Below are 26,410 nucleotides of genomic sequence, written 5' to 3'. Positions count from 1 at the left end.
AAGGCCTGAAGCAGGCTAAAAAGGGAACGTGTCGAACACGTTCCCTTTTTCATTTTGTCTGGCCTGCTGCAAAACACATTGGACGAAACGCTGGCGAGCTTGCCCGCTGCCGGGATTGCCGAACTGGGGGCTTTGCTCGATCCGGCCTGGATCGAGCAGGCGCTGACGGCCACAGGCAAGGCATCCATCCGCCGACGCAAACTGCCTGCCGATCATGCTGTGTGGCTGGTCATTGGTCTGGCACTGTTTCGCCACATGCCGCTGTGGCAAGTGGTGCAGGAGATGGCACTCACCCTTGATGGGCAAGAGCTGCCTGTGCCCAGCAGCAGCGTGGCGGCTCGCCAAAGGCTGGGCGCCGAGCCCATGGCGCATTTGTTTGGCTTGCTCACCCAGGCGTGGGGACGAGCCCATCCGGTGCACGAAGAGACCTTGCGCGTGTTGGCCGTCGATGGCGTGGTGTGGTCTGCGCCCGATAGCGCAGACAACCGCCAGGCGCTGGGCAGTGGCCAGACGCAATACGGCCCTCAACCTTGGCCGATGGTGCGTGGTGTGTGCCTGCTCGACACGGACAGCCACGAACTGCTCGACGCCCGGCTGGGCGACTACCATTGCGGCGAGCTGACGCTGGCGGCTGAGCTGCGCGGCGTGGACCACTCGATCACGCTGTTCGACAGAGCCTACTTCTCAGCGGCGTTTTTGCTGGACTGGCAGCACGCCGGCGAGCAGCGCCATTGGCTCATGCGTGCGCGGGACAACCTGCGCTACGAGATCGTGCAGACCTTGGGTGAAGGCGATTGGCTGATCCGCATGCCGGTCTCGGCAAGGGCCAGGAAACTGCGCCCCGAACTGCCTTCTCACTGGGAAGCGCGGCTGATCCAGGTCAGCGGCGAAGATGGGCAGGTGCGCCGCTTCATCACCTCCATGCTCGACCCTGAGTGGTTTGGCGCGCCCGAGATGGCCCAGCTTTACTGCCAGCGCTGGGAGATCGAGTTGGGGTTTCGTGAGATCAAGCAGTCGCTGCAGCAAGGCGCCAGTGTGCTGCGCAGCAAGCAGCCAGAGTTGGTGACGCAGGAGGTCTGGGGCGTGTTGATCGCTCACACCTTGCTGCGGCGGTGGATGCGGCTGATGGCCCAGCATGCGGGGGTGGAGCCCGTGCGCATCAGCTTCCACACGGCCCGGCACGCCATCGTCGGGGCCATCAACACGGTGCATCTGGCCCGTGCCGGCACCTTGCCTCAGCACCTGCAACGCCTGCTGGATCAGGCCCGCTACTACGTGCTGCCACCTCGCCGTGCCGGACGCAGCTTCCCACGTGTGGTCAAACGCTCCAGTCGCAGCAAGTACCCATCAAAAAAATGCCAGTCAGGGCTTAACTGACTGGCATTGACCTTCGGGTGGCTTTTTCATGCGCGCTCGGCGGCTACGGCGCGGTCTTGTGCTGCAAGCCCGCGGTCCCGTGGTTGAGTGCACGCACCACGTACTCCATGAATGGCGGCGTGAAGATGGTTCCGTGGTCGGGCACGATGCGTTGGTCCACTTCGATGACCTTGGAGCCGCCTGCGGGGCAGATGCTGGCGCTGTCGTCCACCGGCTCCAGGCGCATGCGGTACCAGGCGTCTGTCAGCGCTGGATAGCCTGACGACGGCTGGCGGAACACGGTGACCGGGTTGTCTGCATACAGCTCGTCGGACCGGGCCGGCGCGCGCTGGAAGCCGCGCAGGATCGTCTGTGGCCCTTGCGCTTTCGGCGCTTCGCCTTGCAAGACCTCCATGCGCAGCCGGTGCGTCACGAAGGCCGGGAAGTTGGCCGCCGTGTAGATGTGTTCCAGGAACGGAGCGGTCTGCGGCGCGTCGGGCGCATAGGACATGGCCTGCCCGGCGGGATAGACCTCGCGGGTCACGCCGTCTGTTTCGGATGAGAACAGCAGCACCGGCATTGCGGCCGGCTTGCACTGCGCCTGCTCGTCGTGCACCGCACGGTAAAGCTCAGCCGAGAACGCCGGGTTGATCAGCAGCACAAGGTCAGGCCGCGGCGCGGCCGGTGCCGCATCGCTCGCTTGCAACAGGCCGCCACGAATGGCGCTGAACACGGCCCGCGCGCCCATGCTGTGGCCGGCCACGACAAACGCGCTGCGCCGGTCGGCACGCGGGTCCCGCGGCGCCGAGCTCACCCGATGAGCCAGCCCTGCCATCAGCTGCGGCAACACGGCCTGCGCGCCGCCCAGCCTGTCGGCGGCTTGAAGCCGATCCCAGAACGTGGTGACCACATTGGCCACGGCGCTGTCATAGGGCGCGCCTGGCCAGCCGAAGAAAACCCCGATCACCTGCCGCGGCGCACGGCCCGAAGCCCGCGCCGCCGCCTGCTCCATCGCCCTGATGCCGCTGATCAGGTCCGCGTAGTCGCACACATAGCTGTCCGCCTTGTCGGCCGAATGCTGCCAACCGTGCACGAACAGCGCGACCAGCGCGCCGGCTCCTGCGTTGGCCTGGTCCACCGCATCCTGCACCGCCTGCGTCTGCGGCGGCGCCAGCGCCTCGCCGCGGTCATTGGCCTGCACGAAAAACAGCGACCGGCCGGCTTCCGGCACCGGCGTGCTGCACTCGTCGCCCAGCGTCACCAGGCCGGCCGGGCGGACCTGCGCGGCCTTGCGGACGATGGCCTGGCCGTTGACCATCACACCGGATTCATGCCCCAGGTTCCAGCGGACCTGCAGCGGGTGGCCGGGGGCCATCAAGGCACCGAGATCCTCAGGTAGCAAGGCCCGCAACGCGCCCTCCACGCCTGCCGTGAGCGTCAGCTCGGGCGAAGCCTGCGCAGCGTCCGCCGCCGGCCGAGTCTTCAGGCTCAGTTGGCCAGTGCCGCTGCTCGAGGCCAGGTGCAGTTCCTGCGCCGTGGCCACGGTGGACAGCACCTTTTGCACCGACAGCCCAGCCAGCGAATCGGCCTTCGAAAACGGCAAGCCGTACTCGGCTGTGGCACTCAGCTTCAAGTCCCCCAGCGTTTGCGCCAGCACCGAAAGGCCGCCAGGCGGCAGCGATGCGGCGCATGCCGCGACAGCATCGGGTGCGGGCTGCCCCGCCAGCGAAACCCGCAAGCTGTCGTCCCAGTCCAGGCGCAGCGGCGACAGCAGAACGCGGCAGCTGTCCAGCGTCAACTGCGCGCCGGCCACGCTGGCATGCAGCTCACTGCGCCCCACGTCCACACAAGCCCCCTGCGTGCTGACCAGCTTGCCAACTGAAATCGCGTCAAGCTCGATGCGCGCTCCAAAAGCCGCCGTCCAGCCGCCATCGCAGGCCCTGCGCACGAGGCCAGTGTGCACGCTTGCCTGGACCGCGGAGGCCTGCAGCGCAGCCGGCAACTTGGGAATGTCGGCCTGCACGTCCAGACGGGACCAATGGTTGTCGCCCGTGCATCGCGTCGCTGCGCCGCACAGCTTGCCGCTGACAGCGCGGTGGTTGAAAAACTGCAGGCACACCGGCACCACCAGCACGGCCAACGCCACCCAGGCAAGCCGCCTGGCCCCCTTGCGGTTCGAGATGTTCATGGTGCCCCGGCTCCCCTGTTTGTCGGTCTTCAGACGGATGGAGCGCGACGCCCCTTCGTCAACGGTGTACGCGAAAACGGCACAAGACGGGACAGCGCAGGCGATTCAGCTTGTGACGCAGCTCACCTTGGGTCCTGGACAACCGGCGCAATCACGAGCAGCGTCCCGTTGCGGTCTTCGGTCACCCACAGCCGGCCCTGCGAGTCGGCCTTGATGTCGGTGGGCGCGCCCATCGGCTGCTGGCCTGCAGCGCCGTCCCAGCCTTCGACCAAGGTGATCGGCTTGGCCGCGGGCTGGCCCTTGGGCGAGAGCGGGTAGCCAATGATGCGGTGGCCGGTGGCGCGGTAGCCATGCAGCGTGATGACCAGGGACTTGCGCCAGGCGGCGGGCGCCTGCGGCGCGTCGTAGAACAGCATGCCCAGCGGGGCCGAGTGCGGTGGCAGCAGGCGTTCAGGCGCGGTGTATTGCTTGCAGTCGAAGCTGCCGAAGGCCGGGTCGCGCAGATTGCCTTCGGTGCAATACGGCCAGCCGTAGTGCCGGCCCTGGACCACGCGGTTGAGTTCATCGAACGGGCGCGTGGCGGAATCGCGCACCGGGCCGGGCAAGGTGTCGCGGCTGTTCTCGGCCTGCCACAGCGCACCGTCAGGCCGGCTGTAGGCCAGGCCCATCGAATTGCGCAGGCCGCGCGCCAGGACCTTGCCTGCCCAGCGCTCTGGCTCACCCTTGGCGCGTTCGTAGCGCCACAGTGCGGCCTGAGGCTGATCGCCTTCGGCCACCGTGCAAGGCACGAAGCCCGAGGACATCGGCGCTGATGCGGCCGCGTCGTCAGGGGTTTCGCAGTGATCGGTCGGTGCACCAATGTTGACGATCAAGGCTCCGTCCGGCGCCACGATGAAGGCTTTCAGCGGATGCCGGCCAGCCGTGGGCAGATGCTCGATCAGCGGCTTCAGCACCGCGCCGTCGGGCCGAAAGTCCACCACGCTGATTCGGCCGGACTCGCCAAGCAGCACCCGGCCAGCGGCGTCCAGTTGCAAGCCATGCGGCCGGTCCAGCTTGGTCAGCAAGACACTGAGCCTGGCCTCGCCTTGCGCGCTGAAACTCAACGCCAGCAATCGCCCGCGCTGGCCATCCCATGGCCCGCGGTCGGTCACCAGCACCCGCCCGTCCGGCAAAGGCAGCACGCCCCGTGGCGCACCCAGGTCGCTCGCCACCAGGCCCACGCAGAAGCCCGGCGCGACCTTGAATGACGTGACCGCCGGATGTCCCGCGCAGCTGCCGCTGACCGCGTAGCCGGCGTTCGCCTCGGCTGGTTTCTTGGCAGAGACAAGGCAAGCCCAGCAGCTCAGGGCCAGCGCCGCCAGTCTCGCGCCCGAACGCCAGGAAAGCCGCAGATTCATCCGAGAGGCCCCGGTTTGTGAAGAGTATGCAGGCCGGGTCCGCGCCTGCCACCGCGGAAGTTATCGCAGTCAGCGGGATGGACCGATCAATCCACTTTACTTTACAAAGCGGACGCACGGCCCTTCCAGCACGCGGCGAGCATCTGGACATTCGGTGGGCTGAGGCTGCTCGCACCCACCTCTGGACACCATGCAGGGATCGATGCCTTCACACCCATTGCCTGACCGCTGCCGGCCCGCGCTGCTGGCGCTGAGCCTGGCGCTTGCGCTGCCCGCCTGGGCCGCGGCGGCCGATGCATCACCGGCAAGCGCCGCCGCTGCAACAGCCACGCCGCTGTTGCCAATGAGCTGGCTGCGCGCCGGCCCAGGCCAGGCCAAGCCGGCAGACGGCACGATGCTCGCGCAATGGTGGCAACAGTTCGACGATGCCGACCTCAGCGCGCTGGTGCGCGAGGCGCTGGCCCGCAACACCGACCTGCGCGTGGCCCGCAGCACGCTGGCCCAGGCGCAGGCTGCGCGCGCAGCCACCGTGGCGGGTGCCCGGCCGCAGGTCGGCACCTCGGCCTCGGCCAGCCGCAGCCACGGCAACAACGCCAACAGCAACCAGTTCCAGGTCGGCCTCAGCGCCAGCTGGAACCCGGACCTGAACGGCTCGCAGCAAGCCGCCATTGACGCCGCGGGTGCCGACGTCGCGGTCGCCACGCAGGACCTCTACGCGACCCAGGTCTCGCTGGCCTCGGAGGTGGGCCTGGCCTATCTCGGCTTGCGCGACGCGCAGGCCCGCCAACGCATCACCCAGGCCAGCCTGGACAGCTTCGAAGACAGCTCGCAGCTCGTCAGCTGGCGCGTGCAGGCCGGCCTTGCCAGCGGGCTGGACCTGGACCAGGCCCGGCTCAGCACCGAGCAGACCCGCGCCAGCCTGCCGTCACTGACCACCGAAGTCGCGCAGTACGAAAGCCAACTCGCGCTGCTGACTGGCCGCACGGTGCAGGCGCTGCAAGGCAGCCTGGCCCAGGTTTCGGCCATGCCCAACACCGAGCCGCTGGTGGACCGCCTGGCCGTGGGCGTGCCGGCGGACCTGCTGCGCCAGCGGCCGGACCTGCGCGCGGCAGAGGCTTCGGTGGCCGCCCAATGGTCGCGCCGCGACCAGACCCGGCGCGAAGGTTTGCCGTCGTTCTCGCTCAGCGGCTCGGCCGGCCTGCAGGCGCTCACGCTGGCCGGCCTGGGCGCCAGCGGTGCGGGGATTGCCAGCCTGGCCGCGGCCTTCAGCTGGCAGCTGTTCGATGGCGGCCAGCGCGAGGCGCTGGTGGGCCAGCAGGACGCCGCGCTGGACGCCACGCGCATCCAGTACGAGGCCGCCGTGCTCACGGCGCTGAAGGATGTGGAGGACAGCCTGGTGGCCGTGCGCGGCAGCCGCGAGCGCGTGGGCACGCTGCGCAAGGCCGCCACCGCCGCGCAGAACGTGCTGGAAGCGACCCGCGCGCGCCACCAGGCCGGCCTGATCGACACCGCCAGCCTGCTCGAAGCCCAGCGCAACCTGCTGAGCACGCAGACCAGCCTGCAAAGCACGCAGACCGAACTCTCGCAAAACCTGGTGCAGCTCTACACCGCGCTGGGCGGTGGCTGGACGCCAGACGTCGAGCCTGTCCCGTCCGCCAGCAGCGTGCCGGTTGCCAGCCGCTGAAGCAACGAGCCGCCTTTCATCTCCAGAGTCCCCTTCCATGACGTCTTCCTCCCCCCAAGATCCCGGCCAGCAAACCCCCGACTGGCTGGCCGGCGACACCACCCCGCGCTGGCGCCGCCGCAGCACCTGGGTGGCGGTGGCGCTGCTGGCGCTCGCTGGCGTTGGCGTGGCCTTGTGGCTGGGCCACCGGGCCGAGGCCGACGCGCCGCGCTATGTCACCGAGCCGCTCAAGCGCGGCGACCTGTCCCTCACTGTGACGGCCAACGGCACGCTGCAGCCCACGCGCTCGGTCAGCATCGGCAGCGAACTCTCGGGCACCGTGACCCGCGTGCTGGTGGACGTGAACGACCGGGTCAAGAAGGGCCAGGTGCTGGTGGAGCTGGACACCGCGAAGTTCATCGACCAGGTCAACACCGCCAAGGCCGCGCTGCAGAGCGCGCAGGCCACGGTGCTGCAGTCGCAGGCGACACGCGAAGAGTCGCGCCTGGCACTGGCCCGGCTGGAACAGGTGGCCAAGCTTTCTGGTGGCAAGACGCCGGCCGCCACCGAGCTGGACGCCGCCCGCGCCACGCTGGACCGCGCGGTCTCGGCCGAAGCCGCAGCCCGTGCCGGCGTGGCCCAGGCCCAAGCCGCCCTCAGCACCAACCAGACCAACCTCGCCAAGGCCTCCATCAGCTCGCCGATCGACGGCGTGATCCTGACCCGCGCGGTGGAGCCGGGCAACGCGGTGGCCGCCTCGCTGCAGGCCGTCACGCTGTTCACGATGGCCGAGGACCTGAGCCGCATGAAGCTCTCGGTCAATGTGGACGAGGCCGATGTGGGCCAGGTCAAGGAAGGCCAGACGGCGCAGTTCACCGTGAGCGCCTGGCCGGGCCGCAAGTACCCGGCCAACGTGACCCGCGTGGCCTTCGGCTCGACCACGACCGACAACGTGGTCACCTACACCACGCAGCTGGACGTGAACAACCCCGACCAGACGCTGCGCCCCGGCATGACCGCCACCGCGACGATTGCCGCCACCGAGCACAAGAACGTGCTGCTGGTGCCACGCAGTGCGCTGAACTACACGCCCACGCAGCGCAGCGGCGCGCCAGGCGCAGGCACCAGCGGCGGCGCCGGCATCATGTCCATGTTGATGCCGCGCCCGCCCGGCGTCGGCCGGCCCGGCGGCGCCGGTGGCCAGAACGGCGGCAAGCCGGCAAAGGCCAACGCGGACAACGGCAGCAGCAAGCGCATCTGGGTTCTTGAAGGTGGGGAAGACGGTCATCCCAAACCGCTGACCGTCACCGTGGGCCTGAGCAACGGGCGGCTCACCGAAGTCAGCGGCGAGGGCCTGCAGGAAGGCATGTCCGTCATCACCAGCCAGCAGACGGGCCAGGCCAGCGGAGCCGCGAAGTGAGCACCGCCCAGGACCTGCCCACTGGCGGCCCGCTGATCCGTCTGCGCGGCGTGACCAAGACCTACGGCCAGGGTGACATCGCCTTCCAGGCGCTCAAGGGCGTGGACCTGGACATCCCTGCCGGCGAGTTCGTCGCGGTCATGGGCCCCAGCGGCTCAGGCAAGTCCACCGTGATGAACCTGCTGGGCTGCCTGGACACGCCGACCAGCGGCGAGTACCTGTTCGCCGGCATCCACGTGGAGCGGCTGGACCGCGACGCGCGCGCCCGGCTGCGCCGCCGCCACCTGGGCTTTGTGTTCCAGGGCTTCAACCTGCTCTCGCGCACCTCGGCACTGGAGAACGTCGAGCTGCCTCTGCTGTACCGTGGCGAAGCGGCGGCCCAGCGCCACCAGGCCGGCCGCGCCGCGCTGGCCCAGGTGGGGCTGGCCGGCTGGGAGCACCACACGCCGGCCGAGCTGTCCGGCGGGCAGCAGCAGCGCGTGGCGATTGCCCGCGCCATCGTCACGCAGCCCACCGTGCTGCTGGCCGACGAGCCCACCGGCAACCTCGACAGCGCCCGCAGCGAAGAGATCATGGCCTTGCTGCGTGCGCTGAACCGCGAGCACGGCATCACCGTGCTGATGGTCACCCACGAGCCGGACATGGCCGCCTGGGCCCAGCGCATCGTGCACTTCCGCGACGGCCGCATCGAGCGCGACGAATACCAGGCGCCGCACGACGCGCCGCCCAGCCAGTTCGCCAAGCTCAGCGAGGGCCAGGCCTGATGTGGGGCAACACCTTCCTGCTCTCGCTGCGGGCCATCCGCCGCAACCTGCTGCGCTCCTTCCTCACGGTGCTGGGCATCGTCATCGGCGTGGCCGCGGTGGTCACCATGGTCACGGTCGGCAATGGTGCGACGCGCGCGGTGCGCGAGCAGATCAGCAGCCTGGGCAGCAACCTGCTGCAGATCCGCCCCGGCCAGCGCCTGGGCCCGGGCGGCGGCACCGGCGCGCCGGCATTCAAGGAGGCCGACGTGGACGCGATCCGCGACGAGGTCGCCGGCCTGAAGGCCGTGGCGCCCGAGGTGCGCTCGGCCGTCACCGTGATCGCCAATGGCAAGAACTGGGCAACCACCATCACAGGCAGCAACGACCAGTACTTCGCCGCCAGCAACTGGACCCTGGCCAGCGGCCGCATCTTCAACGAGGACGAGCAGACCGCCGGCGCGGCCGTCTGTGTGGTCGGTGCCACCATCAAGCGCGAGCTGTTCAACAACGAGGACCCGGTGGGCCAGCAGGTGCGCATCAAGAGCTTCTCGTGCGAGGTGATCGGCACGCTGGCCTCCAAGGGCCAGGCTGCGATGGGCATGGACCAGGACGACACCATCATCGTGCCGCTGCGCACTGCCCAGCGCCGCGTGATCGGCAACACCCGCATCAACACGCTGCTGGTCTCGATGGACGATGGCGTGGACAGCGAGGCCGTGACCGCGAGCCTCAGCACGCTGCTGCGCGAGCGGCGCAAACTGGCAGACGGGCAGGAGAACAACTTCAACGTGCTGGACACCGCGCAGATCGCCGCCACGCTGTCAGGCACCACGCAGCTGATGACCTCGCTGCTGGGCGCCGTGGCCGCGGTCAGCCTGCTGGTCGGCGGCATCGGCATCATGAACATCATGCTGGTCAGCGTGACCGAACGCACCCGCGAGATCGGCGTGCGCCTGGCCATCGGCGCGTTCGAACGCGAGGTGCTGCTGCAGTTCCTGATCGAGGCCGTCGTGCTGTCCTCGCTGGGCGGCCTGGTCGGCCTGGTGCTGGCCACGCTGGCCTCGCTGGGGCTGACCTCGCTGCTGGGAGTGCCCTATGGCTTCAATGCCAGCGTGAACCTGCTGGCCTTCGGCTTCTCCGCCGCCATCGGCGTGGTCTTCGGCTTCATGCCGGCAAGGCGCGCAGCGCAGCTGGACCCGATCGAGGCACTGCGGCACGAGTGACAGACAGAGGCGCCGCGCTCGCTAAGATCGCGGCTCCTTTCGCTGCTGTCCCCGCCATGAAACGTCTGCCCGATTCGCCGGGGCTGCCTGTCGCACCATGGCTCTCCGCCTCAGGCCTGATTGAACGTGGCTGAGATCGTCTACGCACCGCCGCAGATCGCGCTGCAAGTGCTGTTCGCCGACGAGCACCTGGTCGCCATAGCCAAGCCCGCCGGCCTGCTCTCGGTGCCCGGCCGCGGCGCCGAGCGGGCCGACTGCGCCGCCTCGCGCGTGCAAGTCCTCTTCCCCGATGCCCTCACCGTGCACCGCCTGGACATGGGCACCTCCGGCGTGCTCGTCTTCGGCCGCGGCGCCACCGCCCAGCGCACGCTCAGCCAGTCCTTCGAGCAACGCCAGACCGAAAAGTGCTACCTCGCGCTGGTGGCCGGCTTGCCCGCCGAAGACGAGGGCCGCGTGGACCTGCCGCTGATCGGCGACTGGCCGAACCGGCCGCGGCAGATGGTGGACCTGACGCACGGCAAGCCATCCACCACGCTGTGGCGCTGCCTGTCCCGCGACACCGCCACCGACACCGCCCGCCTGCTGCTCACCCCCATCACCGGCCGCTCGCACCAGTTGCGCGTCCACCTGCAAGCGATCGGGCATCCCATCCTCGGCGACGAGCTGTATGCGCCGCCGGAGGTAGAGGCTGCATCACCGCGGTTGATGCTGCATGCATGGCAGCTGACGCTGCCGCATCCGGTCAGCGGTGAGCCGTTGGCACTGGAAGCGCCTGCGCCGTTTTGATCATCTTCCGAGGCCAACGGGGCTGGCACTGCCAAGACCTTCCTTGGCGTCTCTGAGCGTTTGCGACGGCGAGTTCTATGACCGGCTGCTGTGGCCTCACGCGCCCATTCCAAGTCCCCTGCTCGCCGAGCATCTGAGGGCAAAACGCACTCAACGAAGGGTTTCGAACGTCTTGCGGATGTCGGCAACCAGGATGTCGGGTTGTTCCATGGCCGCGAAGTGCCCCCCCGCGGCGCCCTCGTTGAAGTACACCAGGCCCGTATATCGACGCTCGAGCCATCGTCGCGACTTGCGAACGTGCTCCTTGGGCAACATGGTGAATCCAGAGGGAATCGCGATCGGGCCGGGCGGCTGCCCGCCCGCCGGCCCGCCAGCGCTGGCCAATTCCCAATAGAGGCGAGCCGCGGAGGCAGCGCTGTCGGTCAGCCAGTACATCATCACGTGGTCCAGAATCTCGTCGCGGCTGAACGTCGCCTCGGCATCGCCTGGCGTCCCTCCTGTGTCCTGAAACATCGCGTAGATCCAGGCTGCCAGGCCCATCGGCGAGTCGGCCAAGGCGTAGCCGATCGTCTGAGGGCGCGTCGACTGCACCTTCGCATAGCCCGAGAGCCGATCCCAGAATTGGCCGGCGTCCTTGAGCATCATTTTCTCTTCGGGCGTTGCCTCGGCCGCCTCGTCCGGCGTGGTCATGAACATGGCGAAGTTCAGGTGCATGCCGACCAATCCCGCTGGCCGCTTGCGGGCGATGGCGTCGCACACGCCTGCGCCCAGGTCGCCGCCCTGCAACGCCCAACGATCGCCGTAGCCGAGACGACGAACGAGCTCGATCCACGCGTCCGCAATGCGCGGCAGCCCCCAACCGGCGTAGACGGGCTTGCCCGAGAAACCAAATCCCGGCATCGACGGCGCGATGACATGGAAGGCCTGAGCAGGCTCGCCCGCCTGTGCGCTCGGATGCGTCAGTGATGAGACGACTTTCCTGAACTCCAGCACCGAACCGGGCCAGCCGTGGCACATGACCAGCGGAAGTGCGCCCGCATGCGGCGACCGTGCATGCAGGAAGTGAATGTCCAGTCCGTCGATGTGGGTGGTGAACTGCCCCGTGGTGTTCAGCCATGCCTCAGTCGCGCGCCAGTCATAGCGCGTGCGCCAGTGTTCGCACAGCGCTTGCATCGACAAAAGACGCACGCCCTGCGATGTGTCGGACACCGTTTCCCTGTCGGGAAACCGCGTGCGAGCCAGCCGATCTTGCAGATCGAGCAACTGCGCTTCGGGCACCGCAAGATGGAACGGCGAAATGTGGGTATCGCTCATGCCTGATCCTTTTTCTGTTCCAGAAGGGAGCGAATGGCCGTCCAGCGAACATCCGGGTAGCGGTCGTTGTGCAAGGGCTCGAGCTTTCCCTTGTCCGAGAACATGTTGTGCAGGTATTGCATGCCCTGGAACGGCGGAAAGACGCGCGGTTCGCTGGCCGGATCCGCGGCGCGCATGGTTCTGATCCGATCGGCCAAGTCATCGAGCCATCCCTGGAGAGCCACTTCGGACGGGATGAACCGAGGAACGCGAGCCGCCTCGGCAGCTCGCAGCAGCGCGCGCACCGACGCGCCGCGTCTCGCCAGTGCCGCTGCCATTCGCCCACCCAGGTCGCCTGTTGCGCCTGCGAGGGTGACGATCTCGTTTGCCATGGTTCGTTCTCTTGAAGTGACGATTGATCGTAGGGAGTGCCATGCCCCGGGCATAGCCGCAAAGCGTGGACGGCTCGTTCCGAATCTGGAACGATTGAGGGATGGAACTCTCCGATCTCCGCATCTTTCTGCGCGTGCTCGACAGCGGATCGCTGTCGTCTGCAGCCCGCACCATCGGACTGCCGAAGTCGTCTGTCAGCCGGGCGCTCAACCGACTCGAGTCAGACGTGGGAGCCGCGCTTCTCGATCGCTCCGGACGCCGCGTCAAGATGACCGATGCAGGGCTGGCCCTGCAGCCTCATGCCGCTTTGCTGCTTGCCGCAGCCGAAGAGGCGCAGGCTTGCGTCGACAGCACCTCCGGTTTGCTGCGCGGCAGCCTCAAGGTGAACGTGCCATTCGCGCTCGCGGCGGTCCTGCTGGCCCCCATGTTGGCGGACTTTCTGAAACGCTATCCCGATCTGGATCTCGTGCTTGACGTCGACAATCGCAGGGTCGATCTGGCCGCAGAGGAGGTGGACGTTGCGCTGCGCATTGGCCCGCTGCCCAGCTCCGAACTCGTTGCGCGGCGTCTCGCAAACATGGCGCTTTGGACATGCGCCAGCCCGGGCTATCTCGCTGCGCAAGGAACTCCCAACGAGCCTTACGAGCTGATGAACCATCGACTCCTGTCGCGAATCAATCAGCCGGCGCGCTGGCGATACGCTTCACCCTCAGGCGACGCGATCGAGGTCAACGTGACGCCTCGAACGGTCATACCGGACGTCGCGGCGATGTTGCCCGCGCTCGTCAACGGATGCGGCATCGGTCGGCTGCCGGACTTTCTCGCAGCGCCTGCAGTCATGGACGGATCACTGGCGCACCTGTTCACAGGTTACGGAACCGACCGCGTTGACCTGCATGCCGTGTACACGAATCGAAAAACGCTTCCAGCGAAGGCGCGAATATTCATCGACGCAGTCGCGGTCTATCTCTCAGACTTGAGAAGACATCTGAACCTTGCGCCCTGATCGAACGACGAGAGATGCAAAAAAAAGCGCCGCAAGCGGCGCCTTCGAGGCTTGACCAGGTCGCCCAACAGGGGCGATCCGGGTCAGTGAAACTCAGAGCCCAGCCGTGCCGTTCGGCGTGCCCAGGCCGGTCGGGCCGTCGTAGCCGGTGCCGCTGGTGCACAGGTAGCTGCCACCGCAGGAACCGTTGCTGCCGGAGGTCACGTCGAAGATCGAGTTGGTGTGGCTGTAGGGGTCGGAGCCGTAGGTGACCGGGCCGCCGTTGACGCCGTAGATGCCGGCGATGACCGGGGCGGCGACGCTGGTGCCGCCGTAGACCTGCCAGCCGGACTTGGTGCCGAACTTCTTCGGTGCGTACACGGCCACGCCGGTGTTCGGATCGGCCACGGCCGAGACGTCTGCCACGGTGCGCTTGGCGCAGCCGGTGTCGAGCTGCCACGAGGGTTTGGCGTAGACGGTGCTGCAGCCGCTGCCGGCGCCGCTCCAGGCGGTCTCGACCCAGCCGCGGCTGTTCGAAGCGGTCTTCAGCGAGGTGCCGCCGACGGCGATCACGTGCGGCGAAGAGGCCGGGAACTGCACGCCGTAGCCGCTGTCGCCCGAGCTCACCACCACGGCGATGTTCAGGTGGTCGTAGGCCGACTCATAGCTGGTCGAGCCGGACTCGCCGCCGCCGTAGCTGTTGCTGATGGCACGCACGCCAGGCAGCGCGGCCGCGGTGTTGACGGCCTTGGCCAGGTTGGCCGAACTGGTCGACGAGGCTTCGACGAAAACGATGCTGCACGACGGGCACATGGCGCTGACCATGTCCAGGTCCAGCGCAGCTTCCTGGTTCCAGCCCTTGTTGGTGCCCGGATAGTTGGTGCCGCCGTTCTGGTCGATCTGCTTGAAGCAGCCGTTGGCCTTGGTGCAGGCCGGCAGGCCGAACTGCGTGCGGTAGACCGCCAGGTCAGCTTCGGCATTGGCGTAGTGATAGGCGTCCACCACCGCGATCACGGTGGCCGCGCTGCCGTTGCCGGTGATCTTGTAGGCCGAGCGCAGGCTGGCCGGGCTCAGGCCGCTGGGCGCCGCCGTGACCAGGTCTTCGCCATTGCGATCCAGCACGATGTGCGCATGGCAGCGAGCATGGCCTTCGGCCACGTCCCTGCTGCATGCTTCACGCGTGTGCACCAGCTTGCGCGCTGCCGTGCCGAGGTCTTGCGCGCTCGCGCCGACACTCAGCAACTGCAACACCGCGGCGGTCAAGGTGACCCCCAAAATCCTGAGCCTGATTCCTCGCATACAAACCTACTCCTGAGAAAAACAAAAAGCATTTCAGGACTGCGGCAAATGCCCGAGTTCGCCCGTCTTCAGGGCCCTCTGCATGTCACCGCAGTGCGGGTCGGATCGACCCCTGATTCGCCAAGCGGCCGATGCTGCTACAACAAGTCTTGTGAAGCCTGTCCAAAGCCTGTCAAACCGCCTTCCAGCCCCTAGTTCACAGCCTCGCCCCCCTATGTCATACCCCTCTCCACTGACCATCCTGACCGGCAGCTCGCGCGGCATGGGTGAAGCCATGGCCGCCCAGTGCCTGAACGAAGGCCATTGCGTGATCGGCATCTCGCGCCAGCCCAGCGAGGCGCTGGATGCGCTGGCCGCGAGCCGCGGCGCCACGCTGCTGCAGTGGCGCCATGACCTGGCCGAGCCCGAGGCCGCCGGCTGGGCATTGCTGGAGTGGCTGCAGGCGCAGGCGCCTGGCCGCTTCAGCCAGGCCACCTTGATCAACAACGCCGGCGTGATCGCGCCACTGCAGCCCCTGGCCGACATCGACCCTGCAGCCACCGCCAAAGTGCTGCGCGTGGGCCTGGAAGCGGCCATGGTGCTGAGCACGCTGTTCCTGCGCGGCACCCGCGGCTGGACGGTGCCGCGCAAGCTGCTGAACATCTCGTCCGGCCTGGGCCGCCGCGCCATGGCCGGCAGCGCGTCCTACTGCGCAGCCAAGGCCGGCATGGATCACTTCAGCCGCGCGCTGGCGTTGGAAGAAGCCCTGCAACCCAGCGGCGCCAAGGTCGTTTCGCTGGCGCCCGGCGTGATCGACACCGGCATGCAGGACCAGCTGCGCGCCGCCGACCCGGCAGCCTTCCCTGACCACGCCAATTTCGTCGCGCTGAAGGCCGGAGGCCAGTTGCTCAGCCCGGCCGACGCTGCGGCTCGGGTGCTGGCCTTCCTGGCCCGGCCGGACTTCGGCAGCAACCCGGTGGCCGACGTGCGCGAGGCCAGCGCATGAGCCATGGGTCGCGCGCCATGCCGTGGATCGTGCCGCTGCTGTGGGGCCTCGTCGGCCTGGCCTTTGTCGCCTCTGGCTGGCAGCCGTTCGACCGCGGCACCTGGGTGCTGGAAGTGACGCCGGTCGTCATTGCCGCGCCGCTGCTGTGGGCACTGCGACGCCGCTGCCCGTTCACGCCCATGCTGCTGGGCCTGATCGCCGTGCACTGCCTGGTCCTGATCTACGGCGGCGCCTACAGCTATGCCCGCGTGCCGCTGGGCTTCTGGCTGAAGGCCCTGCTGGGCACCGAGCGCAACCCGTACGACCGCATCGGCCACCTGGCGCAAGGCCTGGTGCCGGCGCTGGTGGCGCGCGAGGTTCTGATACAGCGTGGGGTGTCGGCCGGGCGCCGGCTGATCGGCTTCCTCAGTGTGTGTGTGGCCATGGCCATCAGCGCCTGGTACGAGCTGATCGAATGGGCCGCAGCACTCGCGCTGGGCCAGGGCGCCAACGAATTCCTCGGCTCCCAGGGCGACATCTGGGACACGCAATCCGACATGTTCTGCGCCTTCATCGGCGCGCTGCTGGCGCTGGCCTTGTTCGCGCGCTGGCAGGACCGGCAGATCGCCCGCGAGCCACGCTGGCAGCTCGCACGACCATCCCCCTGAGCAAACAGCAGGAGACTGTCCATGCACACCTTGTTTGGCTACCCCGGTTCCGGCTCGGCCGCGGTCGAACTGGCCTTGCGCCGCTGTGGCCTGCCCTTCGAGCTCGTCAACGCCGCCTCGTGGGCGCCCGAATCCGCCCGCGAGCAACTGGCCGCCGCCAACCCGCTGCAGCAGATCCCGACGCTGCGCCTGCCTGACGGTTCGGTCATGACCGAAAGCGCCGCGATCCTGATCCATCTCGGGCTGGAACACCCGGACAGCGGCCTGCTGCCCGGCACGCCGGCCGAGCGCGCGCAGGCGCTGCGCGGCCTGGTCTACATCGCCGCCAACTGCTACTCGGCCATCAGCATCACCGACTACCCCGAGCGCTGGCTGGACGGTTTCAAGGACGGCGAGGAAGCGCTGCGGCGCGGCAGCCGCAGCCAGCTGCATCACCACTGGACGCTGTTCGCCGACCAGTTCATGCCCTTGGCGAAGACACAGCCCTTCCTGGGCGGCGAGCAGCCGGGCGCCCTGGATCTCCTGGCCGTCGTCGTGAGCCGCTGGTCCGGGACGCGGCGCGCCATGCACCAGCACCGGCGCGCATTTTCGGAACTCCTGCGGCGCATCGAAGCCGATCCGCTGGTGGCGGAAGTCTTCCGCGTGCACTTTCCAAGACCAGCGAATCTGGCAGGTTGAACGGCCGGTTTGCGGGCCGCGAGCTGGCATTGACGAGGCGCGAAGTGTCCCGTCATGCCTCGACAGGTTCAGGGGGTCTGCCGCTCGAAGGCCCCCATGTCGACGGCCTTGACGCTGTCCCCGTTGCCATCCATGACCCGCGGATTGCCAAGCAAATCCTTCTTGCCTGCCGTGGCGTTCTTCCTGCCGGCGTCAATGGCAGGTGAGTCAGCGGCCAACTGATAGGCCTTGGCCTTGCTACCACCGGCAAACTTCGGATCCACCGCAATATTCCCGCCCTGCCCAGCGGCGCTGGCGCAGATGCCGCCGGTCTGCGCTCCGTTCGACGCAAAGACATCGTTGCTCAGAAACACGGGCGATATCGCCTCGTATCCAGCATCACAAAAAAGGCCAGAGGAGCCGATTGTGGTGCGGAAAATATTATTCGTAAACTGCACAGCATGCGCGAAACCCTCAGTATATATTTCACTCCCTTCGTTGGCCGTGTTATCCACAACAGTATTGTTCACAAAATTTCCACCCTGCGACCCTGAGGGGATTGACAGGGAAATACCGCCACCCTGGCCAGACTTGTTCCCGTAAATCACGTTGTCAACAAAGACCATATTCACATCATTTACTGTTGCGATGCCTCCGCCCTGATACGAGGTTGAATTAAAACGGATCACATTTCTGGCGATAGTGACGCTGCCTGCGGCAAACAAACCAATGCCGCCGCCGCCATATTCTGTATAATTATTCTCGATGGTGTTATCCGACACCTCAACCCCGCCGCTCCCTTGGATCAGAACACCGCCTCCAAAGGTGCCACCACTGCAGCCTGACTGCTGATTATTGCGAATCTTGTTTCGGGAGATCAGCGCCGAGGAGAACATGGCAGCCACCCCATTGCCCTCGCAGGCAAAGTTGGCCTGAATGATGTTGTTTTGAATGGTGGGAGAGGCGCCACTGATGTAGACACCTCCACCGTAATCACCAAATCCGTTTTGCAACGTAAATCCACTCAACATCGACTGGCGAGTTTCCCCCGCATGAAATTGAGCCACCGGCAGTTGATGCCCTGCATCAATGATCGTCACTTCCGGACCACCGCTACTGATCACGGTGATGGTTTTGCCCTTAAAATCTATTCCCTCATAATATGTTCCTGGCGCAACCAGGACCGTATCACCTTTCGATGCGTGGTGAATACCTGCCTGAATTGTGGCCCAGTCCTGAGGAACCTGAATGGTCGCCGCGCGGCCAGCGCCAGCAAACAATGAAACGGCAAGCGCCAACACCACGACGCCATGATTACTCTGCATGATCAATTCCCTCGCTCATCTTCAGATGTGGATGCGTCACGCGACGCGAGCTTGAGTCTACCAAGCCGTCATGACACCGAATGCTGCCCAGGCTTGGACCAGTTTCGGAATGAGGCCGTATCCGCCACTCAATGTCCTCAATGAAGAGGATGGAATCAACAACGGCATGTGAAAACGCCAGGCCTCGGCACAGATGAACGCTTCAGCGGCCGTGCCAATTTAACAAGCAAGTTTCACTTCAAGCTGGACGCCTCCGACAAATCAGGCTTCACCGCCAAAGATGATGTTGCGGTAGCCGTCCAGAGCGAGGACGCACCGAGAACCCAGATCGGCGTCTATAGGGGCAGAAGGTGGAAAGTCAGCAGCCTACAGCGAGGTGCTGTTGAATGCGGCACCGCATGACACGGTCGCCAAGCAATTAAAGGCGGCACGTGAACGCTGAGCCGCAGAAGCCAGGCTGGACAACTGGAGGCAAGCGTCCGTCCCTCCAAAAGGCTGGGAGGCTCAAGCAACGACTGCGGCGAGAGCTCACTCACCAGTGCTACGCTGCCCCTCCCTCCGTTTTGACAGACGCGGCGCCCAGGGCGCCGCGCGCCATTTGATGCGCCAGCTCTACGTCGATGCCCAGTACGCCAGCCCTTACGCCATGTCGGTCTTCGTGGCGCTGCATGAAAAAGGCCTGCCCTTCGAGATGCACACCGTGGACCTGGGCGCAGACGCCCACAAGGCCGCGACCTTGGCCGGCACGCTGTTGACCCAGCGCGTGCCCACGCTGATCGAGGACGACGGCTTCAACCTGGCCGAATCCTCGGCCATCACCGAGTTCCTGGAAGACACCGCCGCCGGCCCTGCCCTCTACCCCACCTCGCCGCGCCAACGTGCCCACGCTCGCCAGGTGCAGGCCTGGCTGCGCAGCGACCTGATGCCGATCCGCGTCGAACGCCCGACCGAGGTGATCTTCTTCGGCCAGCGGCGTGCACCGCTGTCGGCCGAAGCTGAAGCCGCTGCGCAAAAGCTGTTCAGTGCCGCAGACGCGCTGCTGCACGGTCACAGCGACGACCTGTTCGGCGCATGGTGCCTGGCCGACCTGGATCTGGCGGTGATGCTGAACCGGCTGGTGATGCACGGCGACGCGGTGCCGGCCCACCTGGCGGCCTATGCGACCCGGCAGTGGCAGCGCCGCAGTGTGCGCGAGTGGCTGGCGCTGCCGCGGCCGGGGCTCTGACGCGGCAGACCGACCTCACCCCAATTCGAGCAAGTGGGTCAAATCCCACTGTTCGCGCGGCTGGGCGAGTGCGGCGCGTTCGGCGTGTTCGTGGCGCTTGATGGCGATGAAGGCGTCCACCAGCGGGTCACCGAGCAGCCCGCGCAAGGCCGGGCTGGCATGCAGCGCGTCCAGCGCGGTGGGCAGGCTGCGGGGCAGGCGCAGCAGTTCGTCGCTGCCGTCCATCGGGGGCTCGGCGGCCTGCAGGCCTAGCAGGCCCAGGCCCAGCGTGGCGGCCACCGTGAGATAGGGATTGGCGTCACCACCGGGCAAGCGGTTCTCGATGCGGCGCGCGCTGGCGCCGGATGCCGGGATGCGGAAAGCCAGCGAGCGGTCTTCATGGCCCCAGTTGGCGTGTGACGGCGAGGCATTGCTCAGCGCGATGCGGTCGTAGCCCATGTCGTGCGGCGAGAAAAAGGCCATGGCCGCAGGCGCTGCGCGCTGCAGGCCGCCGATGAAATGCGACAGCGCGGCGCTGTCGCCCCCGGCCGGCTCGGCGAACAGGTGTGGCCACTCGGCCGCCTTGCGTTGCACGCTGAAGTGCCAGTGCATGCCGGTGCCGGGCTCGTCCAGGAAAGGCTTGGGCGCGAAGCTGCAGAGGTAGCCGTGGCGCACGGCGATCTCGCGGGCCACGCGCTTGAAGCGGAACACCGCATCGGCCTGAGCCAGCGGCTCGCCATGGCGGAAATTCACCTCGTACTGGGACAGCGCGGACTCGTGCGCATGGCCGTTCACCGGAATGCCCAGCAGGTCGCAGGCGGCGTACAGCTCGTCGAAATACACCTCGAAATGTGACAGCCGCTCCAGCGACAAGGCCTCGCAGGCACGCTCGCGGGTCAGCGAGCCTCCGTGTGCGCGGGCCGCGCTCAGGCGGGCCTGCGCGTCGCGGTCCAGCAGGAACAGCTCCAGCTCCGGCGCCACCAGCGCCTGCAGGCCAGCGGCGTCCAGCCGGGCCAGCACGACGCGCAGGGCGGCGCGGGGCGAATAGGCCGAAGCGTCCACCATGCCGCTGGCCGACCGCAGCGGGCCGGAGGGCTCGCACAGCACTGTCAGCTCGCCAGGCCGGCCGGGCCGGGCGCTGAGCGTGCGCAGGTCCGGCACCAGGTGCATGTCGTCGTAGCTGTCGGGCAGCAAGGGGCCGAACACGGCCTCGGGCTCGCCGGCGGTCAGCGTCAGTCCCATCACCACCGAAGGCGCGCGGCAGCCACCCATGCCGGTGAAGTCGTCGGCATGCACGAGCTTGCCCCGGGCCACCGAGGTGAAGTCGCCAAATGCACACTCGACCAGCCGCGTTGGCCTGCCGCCGCCCTCGCAGGACTGCAGCGCGGCCTTCAGCTCGGCGGTGGAAGGAGAAACAAGCGGCTCGGTCTTCATGGGAACGTCAGGGAATTGGGCGTGCCTTGTGGGCGCAACCAAGCATCATAGGCGAGCCGGCTGTGGCAACCCAGTCGGGCAAGCCAGGGCCAACCGCCGGACCGCACCTGGCCGCCGATGGTCGAACAAACTTGCGCGTGGGCCGCTTGCCGGCCCCAGAATCAGCCCACGTTGGGGACGGCACCGGCCACGTCGCAAGAGAGCGGCGCGGCACAAGGGGCCGCCAAAAATCGGCGCAGCCTGCCTGACGCCGCAAAGGAAGATTGACCGTGCAGCAACACACGCAAGGCAGCGCCAGCCTGGGCGCGCGCAGGCCGCCGCCGGAACAGACGCTGCGCCAGCAGGTCGCCCGCCATGAGCTGGCCTGCCGCGACGACCCCGCCGCCTTTGTGCAGGCCACTGCGGCCTGGGCGCTGGGCGCCTGGCTGGCGCTCGCGCTGCCGGCCTTGCTGGCCGTGCTGGCACTGGCCGCTGCGCTGGCCGGCTGGTGGATGGACGAAGCGGTGTGGCCGCCGCTGGTCGCCCTGCTCGGCCTGCTGCTGGGGTGGACATTGGCCAGTGCCGTCTGGCCGCAAGCGCTGCCTGCAGGCGGCAAGACCTTGCCGCGCAACCAGGCGCCGCGGCTATTTTCACTCGTGGACCGGCTGCGCGGCGCACCGCCACCAGCGCCCTCCCGCCCGGCCGGCGCGCCACCCCAGCCTTTGCTGCCCCGCGCCATCGCCGCCTGGCGCCAGCACCGCAACCCGCCGCTGGCCGTGCAGCTCGACAGCAGCCTGCAGGCCGAACTGCAGGAGGCGCCGCGCCTGGGCCTGCTGGGCTGGCCGCAGCGCCGGCTGCGCCTGGGCCTGCCGCTGCTGATGGCGCTGGACGGCCCGCAATTGGCCGGCGTGCTGGCGCGCGAGTTTGCCCACCAGGGCCGCGGCGTGGAACCGCGCCTGGCCTGGATCTTCCGGCTGCATCAGCGCTGGGCCAGCCTCTCGCCCGCCCAGCGCCCTGCCCGCCTCAGTGCGCCCGGCGCGGACCTGGCCCGGCGCCTGTTCTACCGCCACCTCTACCCCGGCTTCGAGGCCCGCGCGCTGGTGCTGGCCCAGTTGCACCAGCGCGCGGCCGATGCCTGCGCGGTGCAGGTGGCCGGCGCTGCGGCTGCCTTGCAGGCACCGCTGGCGCTGGCCGTGCAGCAGCGCTACCTGGACCAGGACTTCTGGCCCCGGCTGTGGGAACAGGCTGCCCGCGTCCCCGAACCGGATGCAGCACCGCTGCGCGGCCTGCGCGTGTTGCTCAGAGACAGCCCGCGCCAGCCGGCCGCCCGCCGCTGGCTGGCCGAGGCCTTGAAGCTGCTGCACACCCAGCGCGCGCTGGAGCCCAGCCTGCGCGAGCGCGTGGCCTGGCTGCAGGGCCAGGCTGGCGACGAGGCCGACGCACCCGCCGCCCAGCCCGCGCCAGTGGAAGTACCGGTCGTGCCGGCCCGCAGCGCCGCCGAAGTGCTGCTGGGCAGCGGCCTGGAGCCCTGGATCGACATGCTGGACGCCGACTGGCGCCACCAGGTGAGCGACGAATGGCGCGAACAACATGCCGACCACCGCCGCCGCGAGCGCCTGCTGAACGAGCTGGCCGATGCCGATGCGAACGAGCCGCTGCCGCTGGCCGACCTGCTGCTCTGGGCCCGGCTGGCGCGCCGGGTGCAAGGCCCGGGCGCCGCGCTGGCGCCGCTGCGGCTGACGATGGCCCGGCACCACGCGATCGGCGAGGCCCGCTACCTGCTGGCCTGTGCGCTGCTGGACCATGGGCCCGCCGTGCAGCCGCGCGGCAGGCGGCCGGATCCGACGCCCAGCCAGGCCGAAGCCATCGAGCTGCTGCAAAGCCTGGCCAACGAAGGCCGCGAAAGCCTGCAATACACCCAGGCCCTGGCGGCAGACCCGCACTGGCGCCTGCCGGCCGCGCAACGGCTGGAAGTGGTACTGGAACAGCGCGAGGATTTCGAGGCACTGAAGCCGGTGCGCGCCCGCCTGCGCGAGTTGGCGCTGGAGGCCGAGCGGGCCGAGAAAGTGCTGCGCAGCTTCCAAGGCGAGCAGCAGCTCGAAGCCGCACCCACCGGCCTGCGCAGCCGCCACACCGGCACGCTGCCCAGCACCGCGGCCCAGTTGCACACCCGCCTCAGCGCCCGCGTGCTGGCCGACACGCTGGCGCTGCTGAAGTCCGAGCCCGCAGTTGGCAAGGCCTGGCTGCTGCGCAAGACCAGCCCGCAGGTGCGCGGCTGGAGCCTGTACCTGATGGTCATCGAGCGTTCGCATGCGCTGTTCCAGCCAGACCCTGCACAGTGGAGCGCACTGCTGGAGGCCAGGATCCAGCTGCCGCTGCCGGTCGCGGTGGTGGACCTGGGGCAGCCCTACTGGCAGGACATTGGCCGGACCGACCTGGTGCAGGCGATGCGCAGCACCGAAGGCGCGTGCATTTACACCGCCGAAGCACCGAAATGAGCGGCCGGAATTGACCCTGACGCCGCAGACGGGCGGCGGAGTTTTTTACAATGCTGCAGTGCATCTACTGAACGCCGACCTGCACTGCCACTCCATTTTTTCGGACGGCAGCCTCACCCCCACCGAACTCGCCCAGCGTGCCCACCAGGGCGGCGTGGCGCTGTGGTCCCTGACCGATCACGACGAACTCGCCGGCCAGGCCGAAGCCAGGGCCACTGCGGAGGCCCTGGGCATGGCCTACGTCACCGGCGTCGAGATCTCCGTCACCTTCGCCGGCGAAACCGTGCACGTGCTCGGTTTCGATTTCGACGAACACCACCCCGGCATCGTGCAAGGCCTGGCCGAGTTGCGCGCTGGCAGACACCAGCGAGCACGCGACATGGGCGAAAGCCTGGCCCGCGCCGGCATTCCGGGCGCCTACGAAGGCGCGATCAAGTACGCGGCCAACCCCGAGCTGGTCTCGCGCACCCACTTCGCCCGCTTCCTGGTCGACAACGGCCATTGCAGCTCGATCCAGGAAGTCTTCTCGCGCTACCTGAAGGAAGGCAAGCCCGGGTTTGTCGAGCACCGCTGGGCGGGGCTGGGCGAGGCGCTGCGCTGGGTCAGGGAAGCGGGCGGCGTGACCGCCATCGCCCACCCGGCCCGCTACCGCTTCACGCCGACCGAGGAGTTCGCGCTGTTCGGCGAATTCCAGGCCCATGGTGGCCGCGGCGTGGAAGTGACCTGTGGCAGCCACTTCCCGGACGAGGTCGTCAAATACGCCGACATGGCGCTGGAGTTCGACCTGCTGGCTTCGCGCGGCAGCGACTTCCACGCCCCCGGCGAAAGCCGCGTGCCGCTGGGCACGCTGCCGGACCTGCCCGGCAAGGTCACGCCGATCTGGTCGCTGTGGGCGCCGCGCCTGGCCGCCCAGCAGGCAGACCCGATGGTCGCAGCTTGAGTTGATCCTGCCCACCGAGCCACACACCGACATCGGTATGTGGATGGCATTGACGACACCGTCAAAATGGCCGTCCGGCGCTGCGAGAATGCAGCCATGGCCCAGTACTTCGAGGTCCACCCGCAGAACCCGCAACTGCGCCTGCTGAAGCAGGCCGCGCAGCTGCTGCATGCCGGCGGCGTGGCCGCCGTGCCCACCGATTCCAGCTACGCCCTGGTCTGCCACCTGGACGACAAGGCCGCCGCAGAGCGCCTGCGCGGCATCCGCCAGGTCGACGACAGGCACCACCTGACGCTGCTCTGCCGCGACCTGTCCGAACTCGCCAACTACGCCCGTGTCGACAACAAGCAGTACCGCCTGCTGAAACTGGCCACGCCCGGCCCGTTCACCTTCATCCTCGAAGCCACCAAGGAAGTGCCGCGCCGGGTCTCGCACCCGTCCCGCCGCACCATCGGTCTGCGCGTGCCGGAGCACACCGTGCTGCAGGCGCTGCTGGCCGAATTCGGCCAGCCGCTGCTGGCCACCACCTTCATCCCGCCCGGCGAAACCGAAGCGCTGAACGAACCCGCCGAGATCCGCGCGCGCTTCGAGAAGCAGCTGCAGGCGGTGGTAGATGCCGGCGCCTGCCCGTTGCAACCGACCACGGTGATCGACCTCAGCGGCGACGAACCCGTCATCGTGCGCGAGGGGCGCGGGGACGCGGCGAAGTTGGGCTTGTAGGGAATTGAAAAAGGCCTGGAGAACCCAGGCCTTTTTTCATGGTGGAGCGACAGGCCGCTCAGAGCGCAGCCGTCACCACGATCTCGATCTTCCACTCCGGCTTGGCCAGTGCGGCCTGCACCGTGGCACGCGGCGGCGTGTTGCCGGCCACCACCCAGGCGTCCCAGACGGCGTTCATGCCGGGGAAGTCGGCCAGGTCGGCCAGGAAGATCTGCGCGCGCAGGATCTTGGTCTTGTCGGTGCCGGCCTTGGCCAGCAGCGCGTCGATGGCTGCCAGCACTTGCCGGGTCTGGCCACCGATGTCCTGCGAGCCATCTTCGGCGACCTGGCCGGCAAGGTAGCAGACGCCGTTGTGCACGGCCATTTCGGACATGCGGGCGCCGACTTCGTAGCGTTGGATCATTTCAGTGCTTTCCTTTGGTGTGCGAGTGCGGACGAGGATGCGCGGGCTTCTTCCCGGTGGCCGCAGCAGCGGTCGCCGCGCTCGCCTTCTGGCCCAGCCTGGATTCGGTCCCGTTCATCAGTTTGCGGATGTTGGCGCCATGGCGCCAGATCAACAGCAGGCCCATCACGGTGATGGCCAGCAGCAGCGGCGAGACCTCCCAGATCAGCATCTGGTAGAACGGCGCAAAAGCTGCGGAGACGATGGCCGCCAGCGACGAATAACGCGTGAAAACCGCGACGATGACCCAGGTGCCCAGCGTGGCCAGGCCCAGCCAGGGGTTCAGCGCCATCAGCACACCCGCCGCAGTGGCCACGCCCTTGCCGCCCTGGAAGCGGAAGAACATCGGCCACAGGTGGCCGATGAATGCCGCCAGCCCGACCAGGCCGATGGTGAGCTCGCCCCAGCCGAAGCGTGGCGCCAGCAGCAGGGCCACTGCCACAGGCAGGTAGCCCTTGAGCGCGTCGAAGGCCAGCGTGAGCAGCGCGGCAGCCTTGTTGCCGGAGCGCAGCACGTTGGTGGCACCCGGATTGCCCGAGCCGTAGGAGCGCGGATCCTCCAGCCCCATGAAGCGGCTGACGATGACCGCAAACGACAGGGAGCCGATGGCATAGGCCAGGGCCACGGCAAGCAGGGAGGTCGCAATGTCCATCGAAGCAGGCGATGGCGAAACCGCACACCGCAATCAAATACCGGGCGTGGAGTGTAAGCTGCCCACGCGCCGGGACCGGCGGGCACGGGCGCCCACGGCGGGCGATTACCATCGGGCTCGCAGACCCGCTCACCGCGTCTGCGCCGACCGGGCCAGCGCCGTGCACGCGTTCGGTGAA

24 protein-coding genes are annotated in these 26,410 nt (G+C 67.9%); 14 read left to right on the top strand and 10 right to left on the bottom strand.

All coding sequences use genetic code 11. The annotated features are described in order from the left end of the window. Positions 1–188 (bottom strand): hypothetical protein (locus ACAH41_RS02985; protein ID WP_325648376.1); only part of this gene is annotated, 188 nt, incomplete at its 3' end. Between ACAH41_RS02985 and ACAH41_RS02980 the strand changes: the two genes are divergently transcribed. Then, positions 100–1,377 (top strand): IS4 family transposase, encoded by a 1,278-nt coding sequence (locus ACAH41_RS02980; RefSeq protein WP_325648375.1) that lies wholly within the window; start codon positions 100–102, stop codon positions 1,375–1,377. The genes ACAH41_RS02985 and ACAH41_RS02980 overlap by 89 nt on opposite strands. A gap of 43 nt (positions 1,378–1,420) precedes the next feature. On the opposite strand, the gene ACAH41_RS02975 is transcribed toward ACAH41_RS02980, so the two are convergent. Together ACAH41_RS02975 and ACAH41_RS02970 are read right to left on the bottom strand one after the other, a co-directional pair. Further along, positions 1,421–3,544, bottom strand: a complete 2,124-nt coding sequence (locus ACAH41_RS02975; RefSeq protein WP_325648373.1) for a hypothetical protein — start codon at positions 3,542–3,544, stop codon at positions 1,421–1,423. A gap of 122 nt (positions 3,545–3,666) precedes the next feature. Continuing rightward, the gene (locus ACAH41_RS02970; protein WP_325648372.1) at positions 3,667–4,941 is read right to left on the bottom strand and encodes a PQQ-dependent sugar dehydrogenase; all 1,275 of its coding nucleotides are present in this window, start codon (positions 4,939–4,941) and stop codon (positions 3,667–3,669) included. A 202-nt stretch (positions 4,942–5,143) separates the two neighbouring features. Here ACAH41_RS02970 and ACAH41_RS02965 point away from each other — a divergent pair, with 202 nt between their 5' ends. From ACAH41_RS02965 to ACAH41_RS02945, 5 genes are all read left to right on the top strand, one after another. Next, entirely contained in the window at positions 5,144–6,625 is a 1,482-nt protein-coding gene (locus tag ACAH41_RS02965; RefSeq protein WP_325648371.1) for a TolC family protein, read from the top strand. 37 nt (positions 6,626–6,662) lie between these two features. Then, on the top strand, positions 6,663–8,024 hold the full coding sequence (locus tag ACAH41_RS02960) for an efflux RND transporter periplasmic adaptor subunit (RefSeq protein WP_325648370.1): 1,362 nt from the start codon (positions 6,663–6,665) through the stop codon (positions 8,022–8,024). Further along, positions 8,021–8,788, top strand: a complete 768-nt coding sequence (locus ACAH41_RS02955) for an ABC transporter ATP-binding protein (protein WP_325648369.1) — start codon at positions 8,021–8,023, stop codon at positions 8,786–8,788. The genes ACAH41_RS02960 and ACAH41_RS02955 overlap by 4 nt, the downstream gene beginning before the upstream one ends. After that, a complete protein-coding gene (locus ACAH41_RS02950) occupies positions 8,788–9,993 on the top strand; it encodes an ABC transporter permease (RefSeq protein ID WP_325648368.1) in 1,206 nt (401 codons plus the stop codon). The genes ACAH41_RS02955 and ACAH41_RS02950 overlap by 1 nt, the downstream gene beginning before the upstream one ends. 126 nt (positions 9,994–10,119) lie before the next feature. Then, on the top strand, positions 10,120–10,779 hold the full coding sequence (locus ACAH41_RS02945) for a pseudouridine synthase (protein ID WP_325648367.1): 660 nt from the start codon (positions 10,120–10,122) through the stop codon (positions 10,777–10,779). Positions 10,780–10,929: 150 nt separating this feature from the next. Here ACAH41_RS02945 and ACAH41_RS02940 read toward each other — a convergent pair whose 3' ends face one another. Next, complete coding sequence (locus ACAH41_RS02940) at positions 10,930–12,093, bottom strand: epoxide hydrolase (protein ID WP_325648366.1); 1,164 nt, start codon at positions 12,091–12,093, stop codon at positions 10,930–10,932. Next, positions 12,090–12,464, bottom strand: coding sequence for a hypothetical protein (locus ACAH41_RS02935; RefSeq protein WP_325648365.1), 375 nt, complete (start codon positions 12,462–12,464; stop codon positions 12,090–12,092). The genes ACAH41_RS02940 and ACAH41_RS02935 overlap by 4 nt, the downstream gene beginning before the upstream one ends. A 101-nt stretch (positions 12,465–12,565) precedes the next feature. Here ACAH41_RS02935 and ACAH41_RS02930 point away from each other — a divergent pair, with 101 nt between their 5' ends. Beyond that, positions 12,566–13,471 (top strand): LysR family transcriptional regulator, encoded by a 906-nt coding sequence (locus tag ACAH41_RS02930; RefSeq protein WP_325648364.1) that lies wholly within the window; start codon positions 12,566–12,568, stop codon positions 13,469–13,471. A 93-nt stretch (positions 13,472–13,564) separates the two neighbouring features. Here ACAH41_RS02930 and ACAH41_RS02925 read toward each other — a convergent pair whose 3' ends face one another. Next, positions 13,565–14,713 (bottom strand): S53 family peptidase, encoded by a 1,149-nt coding sequence (locus tag ACAH41_RS02925; RefSeq protein ID WP_325648363.1) that lies wholly within the window; start codon positions 14,711–14,713, stop codon positions 13,565–13,567. Between the two features lie 250 nt (positions 14,714–14,963). Between ACAH41_RS02925 and ACAH41_RS02920 the strand changes: the two genes are divergently transcribed. The 3 genes from ACAH41_RS02920 to ACAH41_RS02910 are packed head-to-tail and all read left to right on the top strand — an operon-like array spanning position 14,964 to position 17,059. Beyond that, a complete protein-coding gene (locus ACAH41_RS02920) occupies positions 14,964–15,734 on the top strand; it encodes an SDR family NAD(P)-dependent oxidoreductase (protein ID WP_325648362.1) in 771 nt (256 codons plus the stop codon). Further along, positions 15,731–16,381, top strand: coding sequence for a DUF2238 domain-containing protein (locus tag ACAH41_RS02915; RefSeq protein WP_325648361.1), 651 nt, complete (start codon positions 15,731–15,733; stop codon positions 16,379–16,381). Before ACAH41_RS02920 ends, ACAH41_RS02915 begins: the two co-directional genes overlap by 4 nt. Before the next feature lie 21 nt (positions 16,382–16,402). Next, complete coding sequence (locus ACAH41_RS02910) at positions 16,403–17,059, top strand: glutathione S-transferase (RefSeq protein ID WP_325648360.1); 657 nt, start codon at positions 16,403–16,405, stop codon at positions 17,057–17,059. Positions 17,060–17,127: 68 nt separating this feature from the next. Here the strand turns inward: ACAH41_RS02910 and ACAH41_RS02905 are convergent, their stop codons facing one another. Then, positions 17,128–18,363 carry a right-handed parallel beta-helix repeat-containing protein gene (locus ACAH41_RS02905; protein WP_325648359.1) on the bottom strand — a complete coding sequence of 412 codons (1,236 nt, stop codon included), beginning with the start codon at positions 18,361–18,363 and terminating at the stop codon, positions 17,128–17,130. A 601-nt stretch (positions 18,364–18,964) separates the two neighbouring features. Between ACAH41_RS02905 and yfcF the strand changes: the two genes are divergently transcribed. After that, entirely contained in the window at positions 18,965–19,588 is a 624-nt protein-coding gene (yfcF, locus tag ACAH41_RS02900) for a glutathione transferase (protein WP_325648358.1), read from the top strand. Between the two features lie 15 nt (positions 19,589–19,603). Here yfcF and ACAH41_RS02895 read toward each other — a convergent pair whose 3' ends face one another. Next, positions 19,604–21,001 carry a glutamine synthetase family protein gene (locus ACAH41_RS02895; protein WP_325648357.1) on the bottom strand — a complete coding sequence of 466 codons (1,398 nt, stop codon included), beginning with the start codon at positions 20,999–21,001 and terminating at the stop codon, positions 19,604–19,606. Positions 21,002–21,270: 269 nt separating this feature from the next. Between ACAH41_RS02895 and ACAH41_RS02890 the strand changes: the two genes are divergently transcribed. The 3 genes from ACAH41_RS02890 to ACAH41_RS02880 all read left to right on the top strand — a co-directional run bounded on the left by ACAH41_RS02890 (position 21,271) and on the right by ACAH41_RS02880 (position 25,138). Further along, positions 21,271–23,478, top strand: a complete 2,208-nt coding sequence (locus tag ACAH41_RS02890; protein ID WP_325648356.1) for a hypothetical protein — start codon at positions 21,271–21,273, stop codon at positions 23,476–23,478. A 58-nt stretch (positions 23,479–23,536) separates the two neighbouring features. Continuing rightward, a complete protein-coding gene (locus ACAH41_RS02885) occupies positions 23,537–24,418 on the top strand; it encodes a 3',5'-nucleoside bisphosphate phosphatase (protein WP_325648355.1) in 882 nt (293 codons plus the stop codon). 96 nt (positions 24,419–24,514) lie between these two features. Next, the gene (locus tag ACAH41_RS02880; RefSeq protein WP_325648354.1) at positions 24,515–25,138 is read left to right on the top strand and encodes an L-threonylcarbamoyladenylate synthase; all 624 of its coding nucleotides are present in this window, start codon (positions 24,515–24,517) and stop codon (positions 25,136–25,138) included. A 58-nt stretch (positions 25,139–25,196) separates the two neighbouring features. Here ACAH41_RS02880 and ACAH41_RS02875 read toward each other — a convergent pair whose 3' ends face one another. Continuing rightward, positions 25,197–25,541: a RidA family protein gene (locus tag ACAH41_RS02875; RefSeq protein WP_325648353.1), complete on the bottom strand. Its 345-nt coding sequence runs from the start codon at positions 25,539–25,541 to the stop codon at positions 25,197–25,199. Position 25,542: 1 nt separating this feature from the next. Further along, the gene (gene plsY / locus ACAH41_RS02870; protein ID WP_325648352.1) at positions 25,543–26,232 is read right to left on the bottom strand and encodes a glycerol-3-phosphate 1-O-acyltransferase PlsY; all 690 of its coding nucleotides are present in this window, start codon (positions 26,230–26,232) and stop codon (positions 25,543–25,545) included. Positions 26,233–26,410 lie beyond the last annotated feature (178 nt).

Source organism: Ideonella sp., assembly GCF_041287625.1.
Taxonomy (GTDB): Bacteria; Pseudomonadota; Gammaproteobacteria; order Burkholderiales; family Burkholderiaceae_C; genus Ideonella.
The sequence above is the reverse complement of the archived record's forward strand: the minus strand, read 5'-3'. Positions and strand labels throughout refer to the sequence as shown.

Bases quoted from the DNA above. Each gene is read 5' to 3' on its own strand.
- ACAH41_RS02970 (WP_325648372.1), bottom strand. From the start codon at position 4,941: ATGAATCTGCGGCTTTCCTGGCGTTCGGGCGCGAGACTGGCGGCGCTG.
- ACAH41_RS02875 (WP_325648353.1), bottom strand. From the start codon at position 25,541: ATGATCCAACGCTACGAAGTCGGCGCCCGCATGTCCGAAATGGCCGTG.
- plsY (WP_325648352.1), bottom strand. From the start codon at position 26,232: ATGGACATTGCGACCTCCCTGCTTGCCGTGGCCCTGGCCTATGCCATC.
- ACAH41_RS02905 (WP_325648359.1), bottom strand. From the start codon at position 18,363: ATGCAGAGTAATCATGGCGTCGTGGTGTTGGCGCTTGCCGTTTCATTG.
- ACAH41_RS02880 (WP_325648354.1), top strand. From the start codon at position 24,515: ATGGCCCAGTACTTCGAGGTCCACCCGCAGAACCCGCAACTGCGCCTG.
- ACAH41_RS02930 (WP_325648364.1), top strand. From the start codon at position 12,566: ATGGAACTCTCCGATCTCCGCATCTTTCTGCGCGTGCTCGACAGCGGA.
- ACAH41_RS02920 (WP_325648362.1), top strand. From the start codon at position 14,964: ATGTCATACCCCTCTCCACTGACCATCCTGACCGGCAGCTCGCGCGGC.
- ACAH41_RS02935 (WP_325648365.1), bottom strand. From the start codon at position 12,464: ATGGCAAACGAGATCGTCACCCTCGCAGGCGCAACAGGCGACCTGGGT.
- ACAH41_RS02950 (WP_325648368.1), top strand. From the start codon at position 8,788: ATGTGGGGCAACACCTTCCTGCTCTCGCTGCGGGCCATCCGCCGCAAC.
- ACAH41_RS02915 (WP_325648361.1), top strand. From the start codon at position 15,731: ATGAGCCATGGGTCGCGCGCCATGCCGTGGATCGTGCCGCTGCTGTGG.
- ACAH41_RS02895 (WP_325648357.1), bottom strand. From the start codon at position 21,001: ATGAAGACCGAGCCGCTTGTTTCTCCTTCCACCGCCGAGCTGAAGGCC.
- yfcF (WP_325648358.1), top strand. From the start codon at position 18,965: ATGCGCCAGCTCTACGTCGATGCCCAGTACGCCAGCCCTTACGCCATG.
- ACAH41_RS02965 (WP_325648371.1), top strand. From the start codon at position 5,144: ATGCCTTCACACCCATTGCCTGACCGCTGCCGGCCCGCGCTGCTGGCG.
- ACAH41_RS02960 (WP_325648370.1), top strand. From the start codon at position 6,663: ATGACGTCTTCCTCCCCCCAAGATCCCGGCCAGCAAACCCCCGACTGG.
- ACAH41_RS02940 (WP_325648366.1), bottom strand. From the start codon at position 12,093: ATGAGCGATACCCACATTTCGCCGTTCCATCTTGCGGTGCCCGAAGCG.
- ACAH41_RS02975 (WP_325648373.1), bottom strand. From the start codon at position 3,544: ATGAACATCTCGAACCGCAAGGGGGCCAGGCGGCTTGCCTGGGTGGCG.
- ACAH41_RS02910 (WP_325648360.1), top strand. From the start codon at position 16,403: ATGCACACCTTGTTTGGCTACCCCGGTTCCGGCTCGGCCGCGGTCGAA.